At 55.5% G+C, this 24,912-nt stretch carries 17 protein-coding genes, 1 tRNA gene and 3 rRNA genes; 15 read left to right on the top strand and 6 right to left on the bottom strand.

What is annotated here, in order from left to right:
* Nucleotides 1-136: 136 nt before the first annotated feature.
* The 7 genes from kup to rbsR all read left to right on the top strand — a co-directional run bounded on the left by kup (nucleotide 137) and on the right by rbsR (nucleotide 8,015).
* Entirely contained in the window at nucleotides 137-2,005 is a 1,869-nt protein-coding gene (gene kup, locus D781_RS22000; protein WP_015962422.1) for a low affinity potassium transporter Kup, read from the top strand.
* A 194-nt stretch (nucleotides 2,006-2,199) separates the two neighbouring features.
* The gene (rbsD, locus tag D781_RS21995; RefSeq protein ID WP_015962421.1) at nucleotides 2,200-2,619 is read left to right on the top strand and encodes a D-ribose pyranase; all 420 of its coding nucleotides are present in this window, start codon (nucleotides 2,200-2,202) and stop codon (nucleotides 2,617-2,619) included.
* Nucleotides 2,620-2,626: 7 nt separating this feature from the next.
* Nucleotides 2,627-4,132, top strand: a complete 1,506-nt coding sequence (gene rbsA / locus D781_RS21990) for a ribose ABC transporter ATP-binding protein RbsA (RefSeq protein WP_015962420.1) — start codon at nucleotides 2,627-2,629, stop codon at nucleotides 4,130-4,132.
* A gap of 6 nt (nucleotides 4,133-4,138) precedes the next feature.
* Nucleotides 4,139-5,107 (top strand): ribose ABC transporter permease, encoded by a 969-nt coding sequence (gene rbsC, locus D781_RS21985; protein WP_015962419.1) that lies wholly within the window; start codon nucleotides 4,139-4,141, stop codon nucleotides 5,105-5,107.
* Nucleotides 5,108-5,131: 24 nt separating this feature from the next.
* Entirely contained in the window at nucleotides 5,132-6,019 is an 888-nt protein-coding gene (gene rbsB, locus D781_RS21980) for a ribose ABC transporter substrate-binding protein RbsB (RefSeq protein WP_015962418.1), read from the top strand.
* Between the two features lie 60 nt (nucleotides 6,020-6,079).
* A complete protein-coding gene (gene rbsK, locus D781_RS21975) occupies nucleotides 6,080-7,006 on the top strand; it encodes a ribokinase (protein ID WP_015962417.1) in 927 nt (308 codons plus the stop codon).
* 4 nt (nucleotides 7,007-7,010) lie between these two features.
* Complete coding sequence (gene rbsR / locus D781_RS21970) at nucleotides 7,011-8,015, top strand: ribose operon transcriptional repressor RbsR (RefSeq protein WP_015962416.1); 1,005 nt, start codon at nucleotides 7,011-7,013, stop codon at nucleotides 8,013-8,015.
* Here rbsR and mdtD read toward each other — a convergent pair.
* Both mdtD and D781_RS21960 read right to left on the bottom strand, forming a co-directional pair.
* Nucleotides 8,008-9,414 (bottom strand): multidrug transporter subunit MdtD, encoded by a 1,407-nt coding sequence (mdtD, locus tag D781_RS21965; protein WP_015962415.1) that lies wholly within the window; start codon nucleotides 9,412-9,414, stop codon nucleotides 8,008-8,010. The genes rbsR and mdtD overlap by 8 nt on opposite strands.
* Before the next feature lie 35 nt (nucleotides 9,415-9,449).
* Nucleotides 9,450-10,151 carry a FadR/GntR family transcriptional regulator gene (locus tag D781_RS21960; RefSeq protein WP_015962414.1) on the bottom strand — a complete coding sequence of 234 codons (702 nt, stop codon included), beginning with the start codon at nucleotides 10,149-10,151 and terminating at the stop codon, nucleotides 9,450-9,452.
* A gap of 475 nt (nucleotides 10,152-10,626) precedes the next feature.
* Here D781_RS21960 and D781_RS21955 point away from each other — a divergent pair.
* The 4 genes from D781_RS21955 (at nucleotide 10,627) to rrf (ending at nucleotide 15,762) form a co-directional block, all read left to right on the top strand.
* Nucleotides 10,627-12,168 (top strand): 16S ribosomal RNA (locus tag D781_RS21955).
* A gap of 173 nt (nucleotides 12,169-12,341) precedes the next feature.
* A tRNA-Glu gene (locus D781_RS21950) sits at nucleotides 12,342-12,417 on the top strand.
* A gap of 218 nt (nucleotides 12,418-12,635) precedes the next feature.
* A 23S ribosomal RNA gene (locus D781_RS21945) occupies nucleotides 12,636-15,543 on the top strand.
* 103 nt (nucleotides 15,544-15,646) lie between these two features.
* Nucleotides 15,647-15,762: ribosomal RNA gene (gene rrf, locus D781_RS21940) — 5S ribosomal RNA — on the top strand.
* The 16S, 23S and 5S rRNA genes sit together here with 1 tRNA gene alongside, the layout of an rRNA operon.
* Before the next feature lie 93 nt (nucleotides 15,763-15,855).
* On the opposite strand, the gene mobB is transcribed toward rrf, so the two are convergent.
* Nucleotides 15,856-16,368 (bottom strand): molybdopterin-guanine dinucleotide biosynthesis protein MobB, encoded by a 513-nt coding sequence (gene mobB / locus D781_RS21935; RefSeq protein ID WP_015962413.1) that lies wholly within the window; start codon nucleotides 16,366-16,368, stop codon nucleotides 15,856-15,858.
* Nucleotides 16,361-16,954, bottom strand: coding sequence for a molybdenum cofactor guanylyltransferase MobA (gene mobA, locus D781_RS21930; protein WP_015962412.1), 594 nt, complete (start codon nucleotides 16,952-16,954; stop codon nucleotides 16,361-16,363). The genes mobB and mobA overlap by 8 nt, the downstream gene beginning before the upstream one ends.
* Before the next feature lie 148 nt (nucleotides 16,955-17,102).
* Here mobA and D781_RS21925 point away from each other — a divergent pair, with 148 nt between their 5' ends.
* The 3 genes from D781_RS21925 to dsbA all read left to right on the top strand — a co-directional run bounded on the left by D781_RS21925 (nucleotide 17,103) and on the right by dsbA (nucleotide 19,094).
* Entirely contained in the window at nucleotides 17,103-17,372 is a 270-nt protein-coding gene (locus D781_RS21925) for a YihD family protein (RefSeq protein WP_015962411.1), read from the top strand.
* A gap of 82 nt (nucleotides 17,373-17,454) precedes the next feature.
* Nucleotides 17,455-18,441 (top strand): serine/threonine protein kinase, encoded by a 987-nt coding sequence (locus tag D781_RS21920; RefSeq protein WP_041411940.1) that lies wholly within the window; start codon nucleotides 17,455-17,457, stop codon nucleotides 18,439-18,441.
* Between the two features lie 29 nt (nucleotides 18,442-18,470).
* Complete coding sequence (dsbA, locus tag D781_RS21915) at nucleotides 18,471-19,094, top strand: thiol:disulfide interchange protein DsbA (RefSeq protein WP_015962409.1); 624 nt, start codon at nucleotides 18,471-18,473, stop codon at nucleotides 19,092-19,094.
* Between the two features lie 31 nt (nucleotides 19,095-19,125).
* Here the strand turns inward: dsbA and D781_RS21910 are convergent, their stop codons facing one another.
* The gene (locus D781_RS21910; RefSeq protein WP_015962408.1) at nucleotides 19,126-20,034 is read right to left on the bottom strand and encodes an acyltransferase; all 909 of its coding nucleotides are present in this window, start codon (nucleotides 20,032-20,034) and stop codon (nucleotides 19,126-19,128) included.
* 540 nt (nucleotides 20,035-20,574) lie between these two features.
* On the opposite strand from D781_RS21910, the gene polA reads away from it, so the two are divergent.
* The gene (gene polA, locus D781_RS21905; RefSeq protein ID WP_015962407.1) at nucleotides 20,575-23,373 is read left to right on the top strand and encodes a DNA polymerase I; all 2,799 of its coding nucleotides are present in this window, start codon (nucleotides 20,575-20,577) and stop codon (nucleotides 23,371-23,373) included.
* 489 nt (nucleotides 23,374-23,862) lie between these two features.
* Here polA and yihA read toward each other — a convergent pair whose 3' ends face one another.
* Nucleotides 23,863-24,513: a ribosome biogenesis GTP-binding protein YihA/YsxC gene (gene yihA, locus D781_RS21900; protein ID WP_015962406.1), complete on the bottom strand. Its 651-nt coding sequence runs from the start codon at nucleotides 24,511-24,513 to the stop codon at nucleotides 23,863-23,865.
* Between the last annotated feature and the right edge of the window lie 399 nt (nucleotides 24,514-24,912).

Here is a 24,912-nt window from a genome sequence, read left to right as displayed (position 1 = left end):
TTTTCTTAGACATTTTATAGAGTAGGCAACCTAAGGTATTCGTGCATACTGTGCGGTTTTTAGTGGACGTAACGGATCTTGGAGCCCGTACTGGCGGATACAGCGCAGACGGTAGTTCTAATCAAGAAAGCGAATTATGAGCACAGAACGTAAGCAGTCCCTGGCGGCGGTAACCCTGGCGGCTATCGGCGTGGTGTATGGCGATATCGGCACCAGCCCGCTTTATACCCTGAGAGAGTGTTTTTCAGGTCATTATGGTTTTGATGTCCGGCCCGACGTGGTGTTTGGCTTCCTGTCGCTGATTTTCTGGATGCTGGTCATTATTGTCTCGCTGAAATACCTCACCTATGTGATGCGGGCGGACAACGCTGGCGAAGGCGGTATTTTAACGCTGATGTCGCTGGCCGGCCGCAATACCTCGGCGCGCGCGACCGCGGTGCTGGTGATACTCGGCCTGATAGGCGGCAGCTTCTTTTACGGCGAGGTGGTGATCACCCCGGCGATCTCGGTGATGTCGGCGATCGAAGGTCTGGAAATCGCCGCGCCGGCGCTGGATCCCTACATTATACCGCTGGCGATCCTGGTGCTGACGCTGCTGTTTATTATCCAGAAGCACGGCACCGGCAGCGTGGGCAAACTGTTTGCCCCGGTGATGCTGATCTGGTTCCTGACGCTGGCGCTGCTTGGCGCACGCAGCATTATCGACAATCCGGAAGTGCTGCAGGCGCTGAACCCGAAATGGGCGCTGCACTTCTTTATCGAATATAAGAAAGTGTCGTTCTTTGCCCTGGGGGCGGTGGTGCTGTCGATCACCGGCGTTGAGGCGCTGTACGCCGATATGGGGCACTTCGGTAAATTCCCGATTCGTCTGGCCTGGTTCACCGTGGTGCTGCCGTCGCTGGTGCTGAACTACTTCGGCCAGGGCGCGCTGCTGTTAAAGAACCCGGCAGCGATCAAAAACCCGTTCTTTCTGCTGGCGCCGGACTGGGCGCTGATTCCTCTGCTGATTCTGGCCACGCTGGCGACGGTGATCGCTTCGCAGGCGGTGATCTCCGGCGTCTTCTCCCTGACCCGCCAGGCGGTGCGTCTGGGCTATCTGCCGCCGATGCGCATTATCCATACCTCGGAAATGGAGTCCGGCCAGATCTATATTCCGGTGATTAACTGGCTGCTGTATATCTCGGTGGTGCTGGTGATCGTCAGCTTTGAACACTCGAGCAATCTGGCGGCGGCCTACGGCATTGCGGTAACCGGCACCATGGTGCTGACCAGCATTCTGGTGACCTCGGTGGCGATTAAAAACTGGCACCTGAATCGCTTCCTGGCGGTGGGAATATTGACCATTTTGCTGCTGATCGATGTGCCGATGTTCTCCGCCAACGCGCTGAAGCTGTTCTCCGGCGGCTGGCTGCCGCTGACCATCGGCCTGATGATGTTTATTGTCATGACCACCTGGAAGAGCGAACGTTTTCGCCTGTTGCGCCGCATGCATGAGCACGGCAATTCCCTTGAGGCGCTGATCGCCTCGCTGGAGAAGTCGCCGCCGGTGCGGGTGCCGGGCACCGCGGTGTTTATGTCGCGCGCCACCAACGTCATTCCGTTTGCGCTGCTGCACAATCTCAAACATAACAAGGTGCTGCACGAGCGCGTAGTGCTGCTGACGTTGCGTACCGAAGATGCGCCGTATGTCCATAACGTCAGGCGGGTCACCATCGAGCAGCTGTCGCCGACCTTCTGGCGCGTGGTAGCCAGCTACGGCTGGCGTGAAACGCCGAACGTTGAAGAGGTGTTCCACCGCTGCGGCCTGGAAGGCTTGCCGTGTCGCATGATGGAGACCTCGTTCTTTATGTCGCATGAGTCGCTGCTGTTGAGCAAACGGCCGTGGTACCTGTTTCTGCGCGGTAAACTGTTTATTGCGCTCAGCCGTAATGCGCTGCGGGCGCCGGATCAGTTTGAAATTCCGCCGAACCGGGTTATCGAGCTGGGAACGCAGGTCGAAATATAAGGTTTCGTTATCTCTTCTCTCGGGGGCGTCGCATGCGACGCCCCTTTCTTTTTGCCGGCATAGCCGCGTCAGTATCGAAACGTTTCGATAGCGATCACATTTCCACACCGTGGCAGTTGCCTTCCTTTGTTGATTTTTTACACTCCACGACAAGCGAAACGTTTCGCTGGTAAAGAATAAGTGGAGCGAAAGAAATGAAAAAAGGCGTGCTGCTTAATGCCGACATATCCGCGGTGGTTTCTCGCCTCGGCCATACCGACCAGCTCACCCTGTGCGACGCCGGTCTGCCGATCCCCGCCGGCGTAGAACGCATCGATGTGGCGCTGATGGCCGGAGTGCCGACGTTTTTACAGCTGTTTGCCGCGGTAACGCAGGAGATGCAGGTAGAAAGCGCCATTTTGGCCGAGGAACTCGTCACACAAAACCCCTCGCTCCATCACGCGCTGTTGGCGCAGCTGACGCAACTGGGTCAGCTGCAGGGCAATACCGTCAGCGTACGCTATATCAGCCACAGCGATTTCAAAGCGCAAACCGGGCACAGCCGGGCGGTGATCCGCAGCGGGGAGTGTTCGCCCTATGCGAACGTCATCCTGTGCGCCGGCGTAACTTTCTGAGGCATTTATGCAACCTTTATTGCAACTGACCGGGATAGATAAGGCGTTTCCCGGCGTGAAGGCGCTGTCCGGGGCGGCGCTCAGCGTTTACCCCGGCAGGGTGATGGCGCTGGTGGGGGAAAACGGCGCCGGCAAGTCCACCATGATGAAAGTGCTGACCGGCATCTACAGCAAGGATGCCGGCAGCGTGCGTTTCCTCGGTAAAGAGGTGGCGTTTCACGGGCCAAAAGCATCCCAGGATGCCGGTATCGGTATTATTCACCAGGAGCTGAACCTGATCCCGCAGCTGACCATTGCGGAGAACATCTTTCTCGGCCGCGAGTTTGTTAACCGCTTCGGCCGTATCGACTGGAAACGCATGTACGCCGAGGCGGACAAGCTGTTAAAGCGCCTTAACCTGCGTTACAGCAGCCACCGCCTGGTGGGTGAGCTGTCGATTGGCGATCAGCAGATGGTGGAAATCGCCAAGGTGCTGAGCTTTGAGTCGCAGGTGATCATTATGGATGAGCCTACCGACGCGCTGACCGACACCGAGACCGCCTCCTTATTTAAGGTGATCAACGAACTGAAGGCGGCGGGCTGCGGCATTGTGTATATCTCGCACCGGATGAAAGAGATTTTCGAGGTCTGCGATGACGTCACCATCTTCCGCGATGGCCAGTTTATTGCCGAGCGGCCGGTGCGTGAGCTGCAGGAAGAGCAGCTGATTGAAATGATGGTCGGCCGTAAGCTGGAAGACCAATACCCGCGGCTGAACCTGCCGCGCGGCAATAAACGGCTGGAAGTCAGCCGGCTGTCCGGCCCCGGCGTGCAGGACGTCAGTTTTACCCTGTATCGCGGTGAAATTCTTGGCGTTGCCGGGCTGATGGGCGCCGGTCGTACCGAATTAATGAAAATTCTTTACGGCGCCGCGCCGCGCAAGGGCGGCAGCGTGCGGCTGGACGGTCGCGAAGTGCTGTGCCGCTCGCCGCAGGACGGGCTGGCGAACGGCATTGTCTATATTTCCGAAGACCGCAAGCGCGACGGCCTGGTGCTCGGTATGTCGGTCAAAGAAAACATGTCGCTGACCGCGCTGCGCTATTTCAGCCGCCTGGGCGGCAGCCTGAAGCAGGCTGAAGAACGGCAGGCGGTGGGGGATTTTATTCGCCTGTTTAACATTAAAACCCCGTCCATGGAGCAGCCGATCGGCCTGCTTTCCGGCGGTAATCAGCAGAAGGTGGCGATTGCCCGCGGGCTGATGACGCGGCCTAAGGTGCTGATTCTTGATGAGCCGACGCGCGGCGTCGACGTCGGGGCAAAAAAAGAGATTTACCAACTTATCAACCAGTTCAAACAGGAAGGGCTCAGCATCATTCTGGTGTCTTCGGAGATGCCGGAAGTCCTGGGAATGAGCGACCGCGTACTGGTGATGCACGAAGGCCACATCAGCGGTGAGTTCCCGATTGAGCAGGCCACTCAGGAAGCGTTGATGGCCGCGGCCGTCGGCAAGCAATACGGCGCAAAGCAGGAGTAATTAACTATGAGTTCTCAGACTATCGCAACCAGGCGCTGGTTCAGTAAAGAATGGCTGTTGGAGCAGAAGTCGCTGATTGCGCTGCTGGTGCTGATCGCCGTGGTATCGACCATGAGCCCGAACTTTTTCACGCTCAATAACCTGTTCAATATTCTGCAGCAGACCTCGGTCAATGCCATTATGGCGGTAGGCATGACGCTGGTGATCTTGACCTCCGGCATCGATCTGTCGGTGGGATCGCTGCTGGCGCTCACCGGCGCGGTGGCGGCTTCGATCGTCGGGCTGGAAGTCAATGCGCTGGTGGCGGTGGCCGCTGCGCTGGCGCTGGGTGCGGCAGTTGGCGCCTGTACCGGGGTTATCGTCGCCAAAGGCAAGGTGCAGGCGTTTATCGCCACCCTGGTGATGATGCTGCTGCTGCGCGGCGTCACCATGGTGTACACCAACGGTAGCCCGGTCAATACCGGCTTTACCGATGTGGCCGACGCGTTTGGCTGGTTCGGCATCGGCCGTCCGTTGGGCGTGCCGACGCCGATCTGGATTATGGCGATCGTGTTTATTGCCGTCTGGTACCTGCTGCAGCATACCCGCCTGGGCCGTTATATCTACGCGCTGGGGGGCAATGAAGCGGCGACGCGGCTGTCCGGCATCAGCGTAGACCGCGTGAAAATCATCGTATATTCGCTGTGCGGCCTGCTGGCGGCGCTGGCCGGGGTGATTGAAGTCGCACGCCTGTCCTCGGCGCAGCCTACCGCCGGCACCGGTTATGAACTGGACGCCATCGCCGCGGTGGTGCTGGGCGGCACCAGCCTGGCGGGCGGCAAGGGACGCATCGTCGGCACCCTGATCGGCGCGCTGATCCTCGGTTTCCTGAACAACGGGCTGAATCTGCTGGGTGTTTCTTCCTACTATCAAATGATCGTCAAGGCGGTGGTGATACTGCTGGCGGTACTGGTAGACAATAAAAGTAACAAGTAACCTCCCCCTACAGGAATAACGACCATGAAAATGAAAAAATTAACGATGCTGGTTTCCGCGGTGGCGCTGAGCGCCACCCTGAGTGCCAATGCGTTGGCGAAAGACACCATCGCGCTGGTGGTCTCCACACTGAATAACCCGTTCTTTGTGTCGATGAAGGATGGCGCGCAGCAGGAAGCGAACAAGCTGGGCTATAAGCTGGTGGTGCTGGATTCGCAGAATAACCCGGCGAAAGAGCTGGCCAACGTGCAGGATCTGATGGTGCAGAACCCTAAAATGCTGCTGATCAACCCGACGGATTCCGATGCGGTCGGCAATGCGATTAAAATGGCCAACCAGGCGAAAATCCCGGTTATCACGCTGGATCGCGTGGCGACTAAAGGTGAGGTGGTGAGCCATATCGCCTCCGATAACCGCGTTGGCGGTAAAATGGCCGGCGACTTTATTGCCGATAAGGTCGGCGCGGACGCCAAAGTGATTCAGCTGGAAGGCATTGCCGGCACCTCCGCTGCCCGTGAGCGCGGCGAAGGGTTTAAACAGTCGCAGGAACAGCATAAGTTCAAACTGCTGGGCAGCCAGCCGGCAGATTTCGATCGCACCAAAGGGCTGAACGTGATGCAGAACCTGCTGACGGCGCACCCGGACGTGCAGGCGGTATTTGCCCAGAACGATGAAATGGCGCTGGGCGCACTGCGCGCGCTGCAAACCGCCGGGAAAAGCGACGTGATCGTTGTTGGCTTTGACGGCACCGCCGACGGGGTTAAGGCGGTGGAAGGCGGCAAACTGGCGGCGACGGTGGCGCAGCGTCCCGATCAAATCGGCGTTATCGGCGTGGAAACCGCGGATAAAGTGCTGAAAGGCGAAAAAGTAGCGACAACCATCCCGGTTGATTTGAAACTGGTCACCAAATAAGTCATACCTGCGCCATCGGAGCAGACCTGCCGATGGCGCGCTGTTAAAGGAATCCATGCGATGGAAACAGGAAAGCTGGTGGTTCTGGGCAGTATCAATGCCGACCATATCCTTAATATTGAGCAATTTCCCCGTCCGGGCGAAACGGTGATCGGGAAACAGTATAAGGTGGCGTTCGGCGGCAAAGGGGCCAACCAGGCGGTGGCCGCCGGCCGCAGCGGCGCCGATATTGCCTTTATTGCCTGCGTGGGCGCCGACGACGTCGGCGAACGGGTGCGCCGGCAGTTGGCGACCGATCGTGTTGATACGCAGTCGATAGAAGCGATTGAAAACTGCACCACCGGCGTGGCGTTAATTTTCGTTAATGGTGAGGGTGAAAACGTGATCGGTATTGATGCCGGCGCCAATGCGGCATTAACGCCGGCATATCTGGCGCGCTATCAGCAACGGGTGAGCGATGCCGACGCCCTGCTGATGCAGCTTGAATCACCGCTTGAGACGGTGATCGCCGCCGCGCGTCTGGCAAAACAGCACCAGACGCGGGTGATCCTCAACCCGGCGCCGGCGCGTGAACTGCCGGATGAACTGCTGGCGATGCTGGATATGATCACCCCGAACGAAACCGAAGCGGAGCGCTTGACCGGTATTGCGGTGGACAGTGAGCAGGATGCCGCACGTGCAGCGCAGGCGCTGCACCAGAAAGGCATCGAGACGGTACTGATCACTCTCGGCAGCCGCGGCGTGTGGTTGAGTGAGCGCGGTGAGGGCAAACTGGTGCCGGCCTTTAAGGTTGAAGCCGTCGACACCATCGCCGCCGGCGATACCTTTAACGGCGCGCTGCTGACGGCGCTGCTGGAAGGCAAAGCGATGCAGGACGCCGTATGCTTCGGCCATGCCGCCGCGGCGATTGCCGTGACGCGCCCGGGGGCCCAGCCTTCCGTGCCGTGGCGTGAAGAGATCGACGCCTTTTTGCAGCGGCAGGAGTAAATTTTTGGCCACCATGAAAGATGTCGCCCGTCTGGCGGGCGTATCAACCTCTACCGTATCGCACGTGGTTAATAACAATCGCTTTGTCAGCGATGCGGTGCGAGACAAAGTGATGGCGGCGGTTGAGCAGTTGAACTACGCGCCATCGGCGCTGGCGCGCAGCCTGAAGCTCAAACAAACGCATACCATCGGCATGCTGGTCACCGCCAGCAATAACCCGTTTTATGCCGAAGTGGTGCGCGGCGTGGAGCGTAGCTGTTACGAGCGTGGCTATAGCCTGATTTTGTGCAACACCGAAGAAGATGCGGCGCGGATGAACCGCAGTATGGAAACGCTGTTGCAAAAGCGTGTCGACGGGCTGCTGGTGATGTGCACCGAAAATCACCGGCCGTCGCCGGCGAACCTGAGGCGTTACCCGTCACTCCCCATTGTGATGATGGACTGGGCGCCTTTTGAAGGGGCGAATGACATTATTCAGGACAACTCCCTGCTCGGCGGCGAAATGGCCACGCAATATCTGATATCCCGCGGCTACCGGCAGATTGCCTGCATTGCCGGGCCACAGGATAAAACCACCGCGCGCAACCGTCTGGAGGGCTACCGCCGGGCGATGCAGCAGGCGGGATTGCCGATCCTGCCGGGTTATGAAGTGCATTGCGACTTTGAGTTTGAAGGCGGCGTACGCGCCATGCAGCAACTGCTTGCCTTGCCGGTCGCGCCGCATGCGGTTTTCGCCGGCAATGACGCGGTGGCCGTCGGTGTATACCAGGCATTGTTCCAGGCCGGGCTGTGTGTGCCGCAGGATATGGCGGTGATGGGATACGACGATATTGAACTGGCGAAGTATCTGGCGCCGCCGTTAAGCACCATTCATCAGCCGAAAGACTCGCTGGGCGAACTGGCGATCGATGCGCTGATCAATCGCCTGCAGAACCCACAGCGTGCCGCACAGGTGATGGTACTGACTCCTGAGCTGGTGGAGCGCGCCTCGGTGGGGCAGCTCAGCTGACTTTGGCGCGCTTCTCCTTGCCGGTAATCAAATTGCGGCCGTCTTTTTTGCGCAGCAGCATAAACACCAGCGCGGAGGCGACGCTGACCATCCCCATGGTAATAAAGGTGTAGTGGAAGTGGTCGATCATGGTGCCCAGCGACAGCGAGTCGTAAAAGCGCAATACCGCCGCGCTGACGGCCACGCCGAAACTGATGGAGAGCTGCTGGGTTACCGCCAGCACGCTGTTGCCTGAACTGGCATTGGCGTCGCTAAGATCGCCCAGGCTGATGGTATTCATCGCCGTAAACTGGGTCGACATCGCCATGCCCAGTAAAAATAGCGGAATAATCAGCAGCCACAGCGGCATGCCCGGGCTTTGCAGGGCAAACTGCGCAATCAACACGCCGATAATCACCGTAATGCCGACCAGCGTGCTGCGGTAACCGAACCAGCGCAGCACCTGTGACACGGTCGACTTGGCCAGCAGAGAGCCAATGGCGGTTGGCGCCATCATGCAGCCGGCGACGATCGCCGAGTAGCCGAAACCCACCTGCAGCATCAGCGGCATCAAAAAGGGAATACAGCCGGTGCCAAGGCGCGAGGCGACGTTGCCGGCAATGCCGACGGAGAACGTGCGCGTCTTGAATAAGTCCAGACCGATCAAAGGCTGCGTACGGCGACGGGCATGGGCGATATAGCCTGCCAGCATCACAAACCCACTTAAAAATACGCCCAGAGAGATATAACTGGCCAGCACGCGTTCACCGAACAGCTCCAGGCCGGTGGATATCATCACCAGGCTCAAACCGAACAGCATAAAGCCGAGAAAATCAAACGGCCGTTTTGGCGTGGTGAAGTCCGGCATATATTTGCGTGCGTACAGAATGCCGAGCAGGCCAATAGGGATATTGATAAGGAAAATCCAGTGCCAGGTGGCGTAGGTCACCAGCCAGCCGCCGAGCATCGGGCCGAGAATCGGCCCCACCAGGCCGGGCATGGTGACAAAGTTCAGGACCGGCAGCAGCTGGCTGCGCGGGTAGGCGCGCAGTAACGCCAGGCGCGCCACCGGCATCATCATCGCACCGCCGACGCCCTGAATCACGCGGGATATCACCAGGAAACTGAGGCTGGGGGAGAGCGCGCACAGCAATGAACCCAACGTAAACAGCGAAACGGCAAAGATAAATATCCGGCGCGTGCCGAAGCGGTCGGCCAACCAGCCGCTCACCGGAATCAGCATCGCGACGGTCAGGGTATAGCTGATGACCGCCGACTGCATGGCCAGTGGCGAACGTTCCAGGCTCTGGGCTATCGCCGGTAAAGCGGTGTTGAGAATGGTGGCGTCCAGCGCCTGCATAAAGAACGCCATAGCGGCTATCCAGGGCAACCCTGCCATACTGCGCGCGTTTTTCGTCATTGTTTTCCTGCTTAATCCCGGGTGATTTCCTTCTTCTATATAGAAGAGGGATTTTTTTCGCCTAACAGAATCTGGCATGCCTTAAAGGCGGCCTGGGCGTCTTTGGCCAGTATGGCGTCGACAATATCCTGGTGCTGCTGCAGTTTGATCACTTCGTTGTTGGTTATCGCCCTGAAATAGCTCTGATATACGGAGCTGAACAGGTTAGAGAATGAGATCAGGAATGGATTGCCGCTGGAGGCGTAAATCAGCTGGTGGTATTGCGTGTCCACTTGTATCCAGCGTTCGCGGTCAAAATCATCGTGCAGGGCGCGCATTTCCGCCATCAGCGCCGTCAGCTGCGCCCGTTGTTCTTCATCGGCCTGTATGGCGGCCAGTGAACAGGCCTGCGGCTCCAGCGAAGTACGCAGTATAAGGAAGTGCTGCATCACCTGATCGAAGTTTTCCCGCGTCATCCACCAGGTCAGCAGCTCCTGGTCGAGGAAGTTCCAGTGGTTTTGCGGCATCACCCGCGTGCCGATGCGCGGTCGCGGCAGCAGCATGCCTTTGGCCGCCAGTATTTTTACCGCTTCCCGTACGGCGGTGCGGCTAACGCCGAACGTTTCCCCCAGTTCCATTTCTCCGGGCAGAATGCTGCCCGCTTTAAACTCGCCGGCCAGAATCTGTTGGCCGAGTTTTTCCGCCAGTAAATAAGAAAGATTGCGTTGTGCGGCCTGTTGTTGAGCATCTAGTTGCATGGCTGCGGGTCCTTGGCTTACGTCGTTACTGTTATTTTACTCTACTGAGCGCGGGGTTTTATGGCTGTTTGTCGGAAAAAGTGATGTAAAAATGCGCTTTTTAGCCCCTTTTGCTGAAAAATAACGCAGTTGAAAAGTTTTTTTAAATTAGGGGTTGCGGCGTTCTGAGAACTCCCTATAATGCGCCTCCACTGACCGGGAACAACGACTGACAAGCCGCCGGGTCAGCGAGAAGAAAGCGAAATAAACGCTTGACTCTCCGGGTGAAAAGCGTAGTATACGCAGCCCGCGCCGATGAGAATTATCTCCGGCGATGCTCTTTAACAATTTATCAGACAATCTGTGTGGGCACTCACAAGACGATATCCAGCATCTTCGGATGCAAAAAATATCAAGTCTTGAAGAGTGACTAACTGAAGTAAAATTCATGCAGTAATCTTTGAGCAACAGCTATTAACTTAGCGAATCAAGCTTTTAATTGAAGAGTTTGATCATGGCTCAGATTGAACGCTGGCGGCAGGCCTAACACATGCAAGTCGAGCGGCAGCGGGAGGAAGCTTGCTTCCTCGCCGGCGAGCGGCGGACGGGTGAGTAATGTCTGGGGATCTGCCCGATGGAGGGGGATAACCACTGGAAACGGTGGCTAATACCGCATAACGTCGCAAGACCAAAGTGGGGGACCTTAGGGCCTCACACCATCGGATGAACCCAGATGGGATTAGCTAGTAGGTGGGGTAATGGCTCACCTAGGCGACGATCCCTAGCTGGTCTGAGAGGATGACCAGCCACACTGGAACTGAGACACGGTCCAGACTCCTACGGGAGGCAGCAGTGGGGAATATTGCACAATGGGCGCAAGCCTGATGCAGCCATGCCGCGTGTGTGAAGAAGGCCTTCGGGTTGTAAAGCACTTTCAGCGAGGAGGAAGGTGGTGAGCTTAATACGTTCATCCATTGACGTTACTCGCAGAAGAAGCACCGGCTAACTCCGTGCCAGCAGCCGCGGTAATACGGAGGGTGCAAGCGTTAATCGGAATTACTGGGCGTAAAGCGCACGCAGGCGGTTTGTTAAGTCAGATGTGAAATCCCCGAGCTTAACTTGGGAACTGCATTTGAAACTGGCAAGCTAGAGTCTCGTAGAGGGGGGTAGAATTCCAGGTGTAGCGGTGAAATGCGTAGAGATCTGGAGGAATACCGGTGGCGAAGGCGGCCCCCTGGACGAAGACTGACGCTCAGGTGCGAAAGCGTGGGGAGCAAACAGGATTAGATACCCTGGTAGTCCACGCCGTAAACGATGTCGATTTGGAGGTTGTGCCCTTGAGGCGTGGCTTCCGGAGCTAACGCGTTAAATCGACCGCCTGGGGAGTACGGCCGCAAGGTTAAAACTCAAATGAATTGACGGGGGCCCGCACAAGCGGTGGAGCATGTGGTTTAATTCGATGCAACGCGAAGAACCTTACCTACTCTTGACATCCAGAGAACTTTCCAGAGATGGATTGGTGCCTTCGGGAACTCTGAGACAGGTGCTGCATGGCTGTCGTCAGCTCGTGTTGTGAAATGTTGGGTTAAGTCCCGCAACGAGCGCAACCCTTATCCTTTGTTGCCAGCGGTTAGGCCGGGAACTCAAAGGAGACTGCCAGTGATAAACTGGAGGAAGGTGGGGATGACGTCAAGTCATCATGGCCCTTACGAGTAGGGCTACACACGTGCTACAATGGCGTATACAAAGAGAAGCGAACCTGCGAAGGCAAGCGGACCTCATAAAGTACGTCGTAGTCCGGATTGGAGTCTGCAACTCGACTCCAGGAAGTCGGAATCGCTAGTAATCGTAGATCAGAATGCTACGGTGAATACGTTCCCGGGCCTTGTACACACCGCCCGTCACACCATGGGAGTGGGTTGCAAAAGAAGTAGGTAGCTTAACCTTCGGGAGGGCGCTTACCACTTTGTGATTCATGACTGGGGTGAAGTCGTAACAAGGTAACCGTAGGGGAACCTGCGGTTGGATCACCTCCTTACCGAAAGATATCCTGACTGTGCAGTGTCCACACAGATTGTCTGATGAAAAGAACGAGCAAAGCGTCGATGCGTTGGGGGTACGGTGACAAGTAACAATGTCGCTCGATTTTCCTGGGAAAATCTCACCCTTACACGAAATTAGCGAATCAGTGATTCGCTAAGAAAATTTCGTGTCCCCTTCGTCTAGAGGCCTAGGACACCGCCCTTTCACGGCGGTAACAGGGGTTCGAATCCCCTAGGGGACGCCACTTGCTGATATCGGGTGAAAGACGGTATCAAACGATATCTCAAAACTGACTTGCGAGTCATGTTTGAGATATTTGCTCTTTAACAATCTGGAACAAGCTGAAAATTGAAACATGACGGCTGAAACTTATCCCTCCGTAGAAGTAGTGGGATGAGGAGTAACCTGTCATAGAGTCTCTCAAATGTTTGCAACGCGAAGTGAAACATCTTCGGGTTGTGAGGTTAAGTGACTAAGCGTACACGGTGGATGCCTAGGCAGTCAGAGGCGATGAAGGGCGTGCTAATCTGCGAAAAGCGTCGGTAAGGTGATATGAACCGTTACAACCGACGATACCCGAATGGGGAAACCCAGTGTGTTTCGACACACTATCCTGTCATGAATACATAGTGGCAGGAGGCGAACCGGGGGAACTGAAACATCTAAGTACCCCGAGGAAAAGAAATCAACCGAGATTCCCCCAGTAGCGGCGAGCGAACGGGGAACAGCCCAGAACCTGAATCGGCTTGTGTGTCAGTGGAAGCGTCTGGAAAGTCGCACAGTAAAGGGTGATAGTCCCGTACACGAAGATGCACAGGTCGTGAGTTCGATGAGTAGGGCGGGACACGTGTTATCCTGTCTGAATATGGGGGGACCATCCTCCAAGGCTAAATACTCCTGACTGACCGATAGTGAACCAGTACCGTGAGGGAAAGGCGAAAAGAACCCCGGCGAGGGGAGTGAAATAGAACCTGAAACCGTGTACGTACAAGCAGTGGGAGCACCTTCGTGGTGTGACTGCGTACCTTTTGTATAATGGGTCAGCGACTTATATTTTGTAGCAAGGTTAACCGAATAGGGGAGCCGTAGGGAAACCGAGTCTTAACTGGGCGTCTAGTTGCAAGGTATAGACCCGAAACCCGGTGATCTAGCCATGGGCAGGTTGAAGGTTGGGTAACACTAACTGGAGGACCGAACCGACTAATGTTGAAAAATTAGCGGATGACTTGTGGCTGGGGGTGAAAGGCCAATCAAACCGGGAGATAGCTGGTTCTCCCCGAAAGCTATTTAGGTAGCGCCTCGTGAACTCATCTTCGGGGGTAGAGCACTGTTTCGGCTAGGGGGCCATCCCGGCTTACCAAACCGATGCAAACTCCGAATACCGAAGAATGTTATCACGGGAGACACACGGCGGGTGCTAACGTCCGTCGTGAAGAGGGAAACAACCCAGACCGCCAGCTAAGGTCCCAAAGTCATGGTTAAGTGGGAAACGATGTGGGAAGGCACAGACAGCCAGGATGTTGGCTTAGAAGCAGCCATCATTTAAAGAAAGCGTAATAGCTCACTGGTCGAGTCGGCCTGCGCGGAAGATGTAACGGGGCTAAACCATGCACCGAAGCTGCGGCAGCGACGCTTAGGCGTTGTTGGGTAGGGGAGCGTTCTGTAAGCCGTTGAAGGTGGCCTGCGAGGGTTGCTGGAGGTATCAGAAGTGCGAATGCTGACATAAGTAACGATAAAGCGGGTGAAAAACCCGCTCGCCGGAAGACCAAGGGTTCCTGTCCAACGTTAATCGGGGCAGGGTGAGTCGACCCCTAAGGCGAGGCTGAAAAGCGTAGTCGATGGGAAACAGGTTAATATTCCTGTACTTGGTGTTACTGCGAAGGGGGGACGGAGAAGGCTAGGCTAGCCGAGCGACGGTTGTCTCGGTTTAAGCGTGTAGGGGGGTGTTCCTGGTAAATCCGGAACGCTGTTAACCCTGAGGCGTGATGACGATGCACTACGGTGCAGAAGTAGTTGATGCCAAGCTTCCAGGAAAAGCCTCTAAGCTCCAGGTAACATCAAATCGTACCCCAAACCGACACAGGTGGTCAGGTAGAGAATACCAAGGCGCTTGAGAGAACTCGGGTGAAGGAACTAGGCAAAATGGTGCCGTAACTTCGGGAGAAGGCACGCTGGCGCGTAGGTGAAGTCCCTTGCGGATGGAGCTGAAGCCAGTCGCAGATACCAGCTGGCTGCAACTGTTTAATAAAAACACAGCACTGTGCAAACACGAAAGTGGACGTATACGGTGTGACGCCTGCCCGGTGCCGGAAGGTTAATTGATGGGGTTATCCGTAAGGAGAAGCTCTTGATCGAAGCCCCGGTAAACGGCGGCCGTAACTATAACGGTCCTAAGGTAGCGAAATTCCTTGTCGGGTAAGTTCCGACCTGCACGAATGGCGTAATGATGGCCAGGCTGTCTCCACCCGAGACTCAGTGAAATTGAACTCGCTGTGAAGATGCAGTGTACCCGCGGCAAGACGGAAAGACCCCGTGAACCTTTACTATAGCTTGACACTGAACATTGAGCCTTGATGTGTAGGATAGGTGGGAGGCTTTGAAGTGTGGACGCCAGTCTGCATGGAGCCATCCTTGAAATACCACCCTTTAATGTTTGATGTTCTAACTCGGCCCCATAATCTGGGGTGAGGACAGTGTCTGGTGGGTAGTTTGACTGGGGCGGTCTCCTCCCAAAGAGTAACGGAGGAGCACGAAGGTTAGCTAATCACGGTCGGACATCGTGAGGTTAGTGCAAAGGCATAAGCTAGCTTGACTGCGAGAGTGACGGCTCGAGCAGGTGCGAAAGCAGGTCTTAGTGATCCGGTGGTTCTGAATGGAAGGGCCATCGCTCAACGGATAAAAGGTACTCCGGGGATAACAGGCTGATACCGCCCAAGAGTTCATATCGACGGCGGTGTTTGGCACCTCGATGTCGGCTCATCACATCCTGGGGCTGAAGTAGGTCCCAAGGGTATGGCTGTTCGCCATTTAAAGTGGTACGCGAGCTGGGTTTAGAACGTCGTGAGACAGTTCGGTCCCTATCTGCCGTGGGCGTTGGAAGATTGAGAGGGGTTGCTCCTAGTACGAGAGGACCGGAGTGAACGCACCACTGGTGTTCGGGTTGTCATGCCAATGGCACTGCCCGGTAGCTAAGTGCGGAAAAGATAAGCGCTGAAAGCATCTAAGCGCGAAACTTGCCTCAAGATGAGTCTTCCCTGGGCCTTTAAGGCCCCTGAAGGAACGTTTAAGACTAAGACGTTGATAGGCTGGGTGTGTAAGTGCAGCGATGCATTGAGCTAACCAGTACTAATGAACCGTGAGGCTTAACCTTACAACACCGAAGGTGTTTTAGAGAGATTGGTTGATATTTTCAGTGAAGTTCCGAGATTGGTTCTGATGGCTACGAGGTAGCGGTCGGGATGAAACAGAATTTGCCTGGCGGCAATAGCGCGGTGGTCCCACCTGACCCCATGCCGAACTCAGAAGTGAAACGCCGTAGCGCCGATGGTAGTGTGGGGTCTCCCCATGCGAGAGTAGGACACTGCCAGGCATCAAATAAAGTAGAAAGCCTCATGCGAAAGCATGAGGCTTTTTGCGTTTGGTCAGAAAAAATAAAAAAAGCAGGCAATTATTGCCTGCAGATTTATTTATTCAGCCAACGCACAATAAACTCGGCAATGCTTGGTGGATCGTTGATATCAAGCCGCTCTCCGACAAAATCAAGCGCGCGATCGCTGGCAACCGCAATCACATGCTTATCCAGCATCTCCTCCAGCGGCCGGCCAATTTCGGCTCGGTAGAGAATGATTTTACTGACCGGCTCATGTTTGAAGCCCTCGACCAGAATAAGATCGACGTTATTGTGGTCGAACCGGCTAGCCAGATAGTGAAGATTTAGCGGTTGCTGTTCCAGCGTTTCCGTCATCAGCGCCCAACGTCGATCGCTGGCGACCAGGGTCTGGTCTGCGCCGGCCTTACGCAGTTCGTAGCTGTCTTTCCCCGGTTTATCGATATCCATATCATGGTGGGTGTGTTTGATCAGCCCGACCCGAATATGTCTTTCTCGCAGCAGTGGGATCAGCTGCTTGAGCAGCGTGGTCTTGCCGGTACCGCTGTAAGCGGCAATGGCAAGCAGAGGCGTGGCGAGTTTAGTCATTGGCGATCCCCTTCTCCTGTAGCCAATGCCGGCAATCATCGGGAGTATTCAGATTCAGGAAGGCATGGGCCTGCCCGTTGAATACTACCTGCCTGGCGGCAACCTGTTTAAGAAACAGCATCAGCTTACGTTCTCCCCGCGCCAAATACTCAGCCAACTGTGGCGCCAGGCTTTTGTGCAGCAGCGCCAGCGTTGGATGAGCGCGCTCGCCATCGCTGGCATAGGCCGCCAGGGCCTGCTGCTTGCCTTGCCACAGCATCTCCACCAACGTGAGCGGCAAATCAGGCACGTCACACGGGACAAAGGCCACCCAGTCGCCGTGTGCCGCCCGTAAGCCGGCCAGCATGCCAGCCAGCGGCCCGGCAAAATCTGCTGTCAGATCGCCGACAACCGGCAGCCCGCTCTGCTGATAAACTGCCTGATTGCGATTGGCGCTGATGATTACGGCGTTAACCTGCGGCATCAGGCGCTCTAGCACATGGCGATAGAGTGGGATCCCGCCAAGCGAGATCAATCCCTTATCTTCTCCCCCCATGCGCGTAGCTCTGCCGCCAGCCAGGATCACCCCGGTAATATCTGTATGCATAAACCTTTCCCTTTTGAAACCTGCGCCCTGATTGTAGCGCTAAAGCCGCCCGGACATCAGGATTTACCTTTATTGACACGCTGTTCCTTTCCCTGTGCAGGCAAGCCTGCTACTTTGTGGGTTTATCGACTTCATTGGACGAATGAGTATGAAAACGCATCGCGTGGACGAATTGATTGAGCTACTGCATCCGGCCTGGCAGGAAGAGCCCGACCTCAATCTGATGCAGTTTCTGCAAAAGCTGGCGCAGGAAGCGGGTTTCCAGGGTGATTTGGCCGAGCTGAGCGATGATATTTTAATCTATCATCTGAAAATGCGCGGCAGCGCCGCAACGGAACAGATCCCCGGTCTGAAAAAAGACTACGAAGAAGATTTCAAAACGGCATTATTACGTGCGCGCGGCGTGATTAAGGACTAGTGCTGCTGCGGTACAGGGGCAACGATGCTACTATTTTCATTCCCGGCCCCCGTGCTGTCATCAGGCTAAAATGAATGTTGTTATGAACGATTCTGCGTTTAATTTTGCTACCCTTTCTCCCGATCTGATTATGGCCGCATTAGAAGGGGTCGGCCTGCGCGTTGATTCCGGCCTGACGGCGCTCAACAGCTATGAGAACCGCGTTTATCAGTTTGCCGATGAAGAACGTCACCGCTATGTGGTGAAGTTTTATCGTCCTGAACGCTGGAACGCCGCGCAGATCGAGGAAGAACATCAATTTTCTCTCGACCTGAGCAATGCCGAGGCGCCTGCGGTTGCGCCGCTACGGCTGCAGGGGAAAACGCTGCAGAGCTTCGGCGGCTTTTATTTTGCCGTTTTCCCCAGCGTCGGCGGGCGGCAGTATGAGATAGATAATCTCGACCAGCTGGAATGGGTCGGCCGCTTTTTGGGGCGCATTCACCAAACCGGCCGGAAAAAGTTGTTTACCGCGCGCCCGACCATCGGCGTTGACGAGTATCTCACCGCGCCCAGAGCAGTGCTGGCGGGGTGTGACTTAGTGCCGTCGGCGCAGCGGGAAGCTTTTCTTGGCGCGACGGATAGGCTGATCGACGCCATTAAGCAGAGCTGGCACCTGGACTGGCAGCCGCTGCGTTTGCACGGTGATTGCCATCCGGGCAATATCCTGTGGCGCGACGGTCCGCTGTTCGTCGATCTTGATGATGCGCGTAATGGCCCCGCGGTGCAGGATCTTTGGATGCTGCTGCACGGTGAGCGCAGCGAGCAGTTGCTGCAGTTGGATGTGTTGTTGGAAGCCTATAGCGAATTTGCCGAGTTTGACCGGCTTGAACTGGCGTTGATTGAGCCGTTACGGGCGATGCGTATGGTGTATTACCTGGCATGGGTAGCGCGTCGCTGGCAGGATCCGGCGTTTCCAAGAAGTTTTCCGTGGATGGCGGAGTCTGATTTCTGGTTGTCTCAGACCGCGACATTTACTGAACAGGTCAAGCTGCTACAGGAGCCTCCTTTGCAGCTGATGCCGATGTATTGAAGATTTAACACAATGGAGAGTTTAGTCTTATGAAAAAGATTTGGTTGGCGCTCGTTGGTATGGTTATGGCGTTTAGCGCCTCCGCCGCGCAGTTCAGCGATGGTACCCAGTATGTAACCCTGGACAAGCCGGTCACCGGCGAGCCGCAGGTGCTGGAGTTTTTCTCGTTCTACTGCCCGCACTGCTACCAGTTTGAAGAGGTTTACCACGTTTCTGACGCGGTGAAAAAAGCGTTGCCGGCGGGCACCAAAATGACCAAGTACCACGTTGAGTTCCTGGGCCCGCTGGGCAAGCAGCTGACTCAGGCATGGGCTGTGGCGATGGCGCTGGGCGTAGAAGACAAGATCACCCAACCGATGTTTGAAGCGGTACAGAAAACTCAAACCGTGCAAACGCCGGATGATATTCGCAACGTGTTTGTGAAGGCGGGCGTGAAGGCGGAAGACTATGACGCGGCGCTGAACAGCTTCGTGGTGAAATCTTTGGTCGTTCAGCAGGAGAAAGCCGCGGAAGATCTGCAGCTGCGCGGCGTGCCGGCGGTGTTTGTTAACGGCAAATACATGGTCAAGAATGACGGCCTGGATACCAGTTCAATGGATGCTTACGTAAAGCAGTTTGCTGACGTAGTTAAATTCCTGAGCGAAAAGAAATAACGTTCACTGAAGCTGAATATTGCAACGCCGGTCATTGACCGGCGTTTTTTGTTTGGCGCTTGAGCTTATCCAGTAACCGATCCTTTTCCTGCCAGAGCGTATTCAGCCACAGCTGGAACTGTCGTTTATATTGCTTATCGTTGAAGTAGTCGCCATGCAGACTTTCATCGATGGGTAAGGTTTCAATACGCACCACTATCCGCTTCAGACGTCCGCATAACATATCCAGGAATGGGTGTTCGCTGTTATCCGGGTAGTGCAGCGTAACGTTGAGTATTTTATCGAACTGGCTGCCTAACGCGCTGAGGGTAAAGGCAATGCCGGCAGCCTTTGGCGCCAGTAAATTGCGGTAGGGCGAATTGGTTTTAATTTTTTTTGCTTCGGTGAAGCGTGACCCTTCCACAAAATTGACGATGGTGGTCGGCCGCTGGCGAAACTTTTCGCAGGAACGGCGGGTGGTCTCAATATCCTGGCCGCGCTTTTCCGGGTGCTTAAGCAAATAGGCGCGTGAGTAGCGTTTCATAAACGGCATATCCAGCGCCCAGCAGGCCAGGCCGACAAAAGGCACCCAGGCGAGCTGCTGCTTAAGGAAGTATTTATTCATCGGGGCATGATTGCGAAATAGCACGCAAAGCACGACGATATCTGACCAGCTTTCATGATTACTGATCAGCAGATACCAGTTTTTACGGCTTAGCCCTTCCAGCCCTTCAATATCCCAGCTTAGCTGCGGGTTAATGCGCAGCAGCACAGCCAGCCCTTGGCACCAGCACCACATCATAAAATCAGCAAATGCGGAAATGCCCCGCCAGATTGCCGGGACGGGCACCAATAGCTTAACAATACCGGCCAGCGTGATGGGGATTGAACACAATACCGTCAACAGGATGGTCAATAAGGCAGAAATAATAAAAATAACAGGGGCTAACAATCTTGGCATGGTTATCGGTTGACGGTTAGTGGAAACAGCGTTGCAGGCATACGCTTCCGCGCGTGAAGGACGCATTTTAACAGAAAGCGGGGGAGGAAAGCGCCCACAACGCGCAACTGTTTTCTTTACCCTCGTCTGCCGCCTTACGGACTCTCGCGGTCATTGCGTTTTTTATGGTCGTAATTTGCTGCATTTTCGTGCAACTTTCCCAGTTTGTGCTAGGGTAATTGAGGCGCCGAATTTGATTAACGGCGTGCCGAACAACGCGTGTAACTTATATCCACAAATCTCAAAAAATGAAAATTATGGCGGTCAAGCGATGCTTACCATAAAACGCCATGATTTTATTGGTTTTTTTATTTGTTATTATAACAATTAACCCATTGTTATAATTCATTCTCTTTTCTATGCACAAACTTATCCACAGGCACGATCCTGCGGATCGCTTTGCAAAAGGCGATCATTTTTCATCGTAATGCGCGCTAAGGATCGTCTCCGGCGGCCAGCTATGGCATCCTTACCCTAAGTCCATCATCAAAAAGAAACGCTATGGCCCAGATTGCTGAAAACCCTTTGATCCTGGTAGATGGTTCCTCTTACCTCTATCGTGCCTATCATGCCTTCCCGCCGCTGACCAACTCTGCCGGTGAACCGACCGGCGCCATGTACGGCGTGCTGAATATGTTGCGCAGTCTACTGCAGCAGTACGCGCCAACCCATGTGGCGGTAGTGTTCGATGCCAAAGGCAAAACTTTCCGCGATGAGTTATTCGCTGAGTACAAGTCTCATCGTCCGCCGATGCCTGACGATCTGCGCGCACAGATCGAACCTTTGCACCGCATGGTCAAGGCCATGGGGCTGCCGCTGCTGGTGACGCCGGGCGTTGAGGCGGATGATGTTATCGGCACGCTGGCGCTGCAGGCGGAAAAAGCCGGCCATGCCGTGCTGATCAGCACCGGCGATAAAGATATGGCGCAGCTGGTGACGCCAAACGTTACGCTGATCAACACCATGAACAACACCATCCTGGGGCCGCAGGAAGTGTGTGATAAATATGGCATCCCACCGGAATTGATCATCGATTTCCTAGCGCTGATGGGCGACTCCTCCGATAATATCCCCGGCGTGCCGGGCGTGGGCGAGAAAACGGCGCAGGCGCTGCTGCAGGGGCTGGGCGGCCTGGATACGCTGTATGCCAACCTGGACAGCATTGCGACCCTGAGCTTCCGCGGTGCCAAAACCATGGCCGCCAAGCTGGAGCAGAACAAAGAGGTGGCCTACCTCTCCTATCAGTTGGCGACCATCAAAACCGACGTTGAGCTGGAAGTCAGCTGCAGCGAACTGAACGTCCTGCCGCCGGATGTCGATCAGTTGCATCAGCTGTTTAAACAGTATGAATTCAAGCGCTGGTTGGCGGACGTTGAGTCCGGCACCTGGCTGCAGGGCAAGAAAGGCAGCGGTGCCAAGGCCGCCAGCGCGGCAAAACCGTCCGCCGCCGCAGAGACGCCTAAAGCCGAGGCGGAAGCCAAGCTGTCGCAGGATGGCTATGTCACCATTCTGGATGAAAAAACCTTTGCCGAATGGCTGGAGCGGCTGAAAAAAGCCGAGCTGTTTGCCTTTGATACCGAAACCGACGGTCTGGATACGCAGAGTGTGAACCTGATCGGCCTGTCGTTTGCCATCGAACCCGGCGTCGCCGCCTATTTGCCGGTGGCGCATGACTATCTGGATGCGCCGGCGCAGCTGGATCGCGACTATGTGCTGGCAACGCTAAAGCCGCTGCTGGAAGATGAAAAAGCGCTGAAGGTCGGGCAGAACCTGAAGTTCGACAAGAGCCTGCTGGCGCGTTATGACATCGATCTGCGCGGCATTGCCTACGACACCATGCTGGAATCCTACGTGCTGGACAGCGTCGGCGGCCGTCATGATATGGACAGCCTGGCCGATCGCTATCTTGGTCATAAAACCATTACCTTTGAAGAAATTGCCGGCAAAGGTAAAAATCAGCTGACCTTCAACCAGATCGCCTTGGAGCAGGCGGCGCCGTACGCGGCGGAAGACGCGGACGTCACTTTGCAGCTGCATTTGGCCATGTGGCCGAAACTGAAAGAGAGCGACGGCCAGCGCAAGGTGTTCAGTGAGATTGAAATGCCGTTACTGCCGGTACTTTCCCGCATTGAACGCACCGGCGTGCTGATCGACCAGCATATTCTGGCGACCCATTCGCAGGAGCTGACCAAGCGGCTGGCCGAGCTGGAAACGCAGGCGCATGAGCTGGCGGAAGAGCCGTTTAACCTGGCGTCGACCAAACAGCTGCAGGCGATTTTGTATGAGAAGCAAAAACTGCCGGTGTTGAAAAAGACCCCGGGAGGCGCGCCGTCCACCAATGAAGAAGTGCTGGCCGAGCTGGCGCTGGACTATCCGCTGCCAAAAGTGATCCTGGAATACCGCGGGCTGGCCAAGCTGAAGTCCACCTACACCGATAAGCTGCCGCAGATGATTAACCCGGTCAGCGGCCGGGTGCATACCTCGTACCATCAGGCGGTCACCGCTACCGGCCGCCTGTCATCGAGCGATCCGAACCTGCAGAACATCCCGGTGCGCAATGAAGAAGGGCGGCGCATTCGTCAGGCGTTTATTGCGCCGAAGGGATACCGTATTTTGGCCGCCGACTACTCGCAGATTGAGCTGCGCATTATGGCGCATCTGTCGCAGGATGAGGGGCTGCTGAAAGCCTTTGCCGCCGGGGAAGATATTCACCGGGCGACGGCGTCCGAGGTCTTTGGCGTGCCGTTGGATAAAGTTACCGGTGAACAGCGCCGCAGCGCCAAGGCGATCAACTTCGGCCTGATTTACGGCATGAGCGCCTTTGGTCTGGCGCGCCAGCTGGGGATCCCGCGCAATGAGGCGCAGCGCTATATGGATCTCTATTTTGAGCGTTACCCTGGCGTACTGGATTATATGGAGCGCACGCGTCAGCAGGCTTCCGAACAGGGATTCGTCAGCACGCTGGACGGCCGTCGTCTCTATCTGCCGGACGTGCGCTCCAGCAACGGCATGCGCCGTAAGGCGGCGGAGCGTGCGGCAATCAACGCGCCGATGCAGGGTACCGCGGCCGATATCATCAAACGTGCGATGATCGCCGTGGATAGCTGGCTGCTGGAGCAGAAAGAACCGCAGGTGCGCGTGATCATGCAGGTGCACGATGAACTGGTGTTTGAAGTGCACGAGTCGGTGCTGGAAGAAGCCAGCCAGCGCATTCGCGACCTGATGGAAGGCAGTATGACGCTGGCGGTGCCGTTAAAAGTGGACGTTGGCAGCGGAAATAACTGGGAAGAAGCGCATTAATGACGCAACTGGCCGAACGTTGCGCTAAACGGCGAAAAACCCAGCTATTTTCGTAATTTAGCTACATTATACGGCGATTGTTTCCGCAACATCGCCGTTATTCCCCCTTTCAGGCTGTAACTAAACTACAGAAAATTCTTTTTCCTGGTGAAAAAATGATGTAAAGTTACAGGCGTAGGGTACAGAGGTAAGATGTTCTATCTTTCAGACCTTTTACTTCACGTAATCGGATTTGGCTGAATATTAGCCGCCCCAGTCAGCAGTGACTGGGGCGTTTTTTATTGTAAAAACAATAAGATTACCCGTTCTTTATCACGACTTTTCCCGGCGCTTCGTAACCCTTACTCGCCGCCAACCGTCATTTTCCCGTCATCTTGTCATAACTTTTTCTGATGTCTTTCGTTCAGATCTGTAATTAGATAACAAAATCTTCTGGCGCGATCAAAAAAGGGCCCGCTGGCGGACCCTGATTATCATCTGGTCTGGGCGTTACTCGCCGCCGATGTCATCCTCTTCCGGCAGTACTTCCGGTGGGATCTCGTTAAACCAGGTGTTCAGCTTCTGGCTCAGTTTATCAACGCCAAATTTTTTCAGCGAAGAGAACGGCTCGACCTGAATATCGCCCATAAACGCCAGCACCGCTTCACGCACCATATTGACCTGCGCCTTGCGCGCTCCGGAAGCCAGCTTGTCGGCCTTGGTCAGCAGCACCAGAACCGGAGTACCGACATCCACCGCCCACTGAATCATTTGCTGATCGAGATCTTTGAGCGGATGGCGGATATCCATCAGCACAACCAGCCCTTTCAGGCTGTTGCGCATCTGCAGGTATTCACCCAGCGCGCGCTGCCATTTGCGCTTCATCTCTTCCGGTACTTCGGCATAGCCGTAACCCGGCAGGTCGACCAGGCGGATGCCGTCTTCCACTTCAAACAGGTTGATAAGCTGGGTGCGTCCCGGGGTTTTACTGGTGCGCGCCAGGCTTTTCTGGTTCGTCAGCGTATTCAGCGCGCTGGACTTGCCGGCGTTAGAGCGGCCGGCGAATGCCACTTCAATTCCGGCATCCGGCGGCAGATGGCGGATATCGGGCGCACTGGTGACGAAATGGGTCATGTGGTAGTTGTAATTTTTGCTGGTCAAAATTTTTCGTCTCCGAGTGAAGAAGGGCTTTCCGGTGGGCGATTATAACTGCATCAGCGTGAAAAAGGGGCGCTTTCTCCGATTTTCCCCCTCAGAGCGGCAATTTTCCACCGGCAAAGCGGCATTGGCGTGTAAGACATTTGCCATTCCAACAGGGGGATATGTCGCTTTATTTTCCGACCGTAAAATAATATTTATTTTAAAAACAAATGGTTGTCTTGTGTTGGGGGCAAATAGTCCGTGTAAGCCGTTGTGAGTACCTTGAGCGCAGGCGTAATCCGCGTAAAGTAGCGACCAACGCAGGATGTGAAGGAATCAGGAACGTTCAGGATGAACGAAAAACCTCAGGGAGCGCACAGGAAGTGCGATGAGTGACAGGATGACTTCAAACGGCGTTGA

This window comes from Serratia sp. FGI94 (assembly GCF_000330865.1).
Lineage (GTDB): Bacteria > Pseudomonadota > Gammaproteobacteria > Enterobacterales > Enterobacteriaceae > Serratia_B > Serratia_B rubidaea.
The sequence above is the reverse complement of the archived record's forward strand: the minus strand, read 5'-3'. Positions and strand labels throughout refer to the sequence as shown.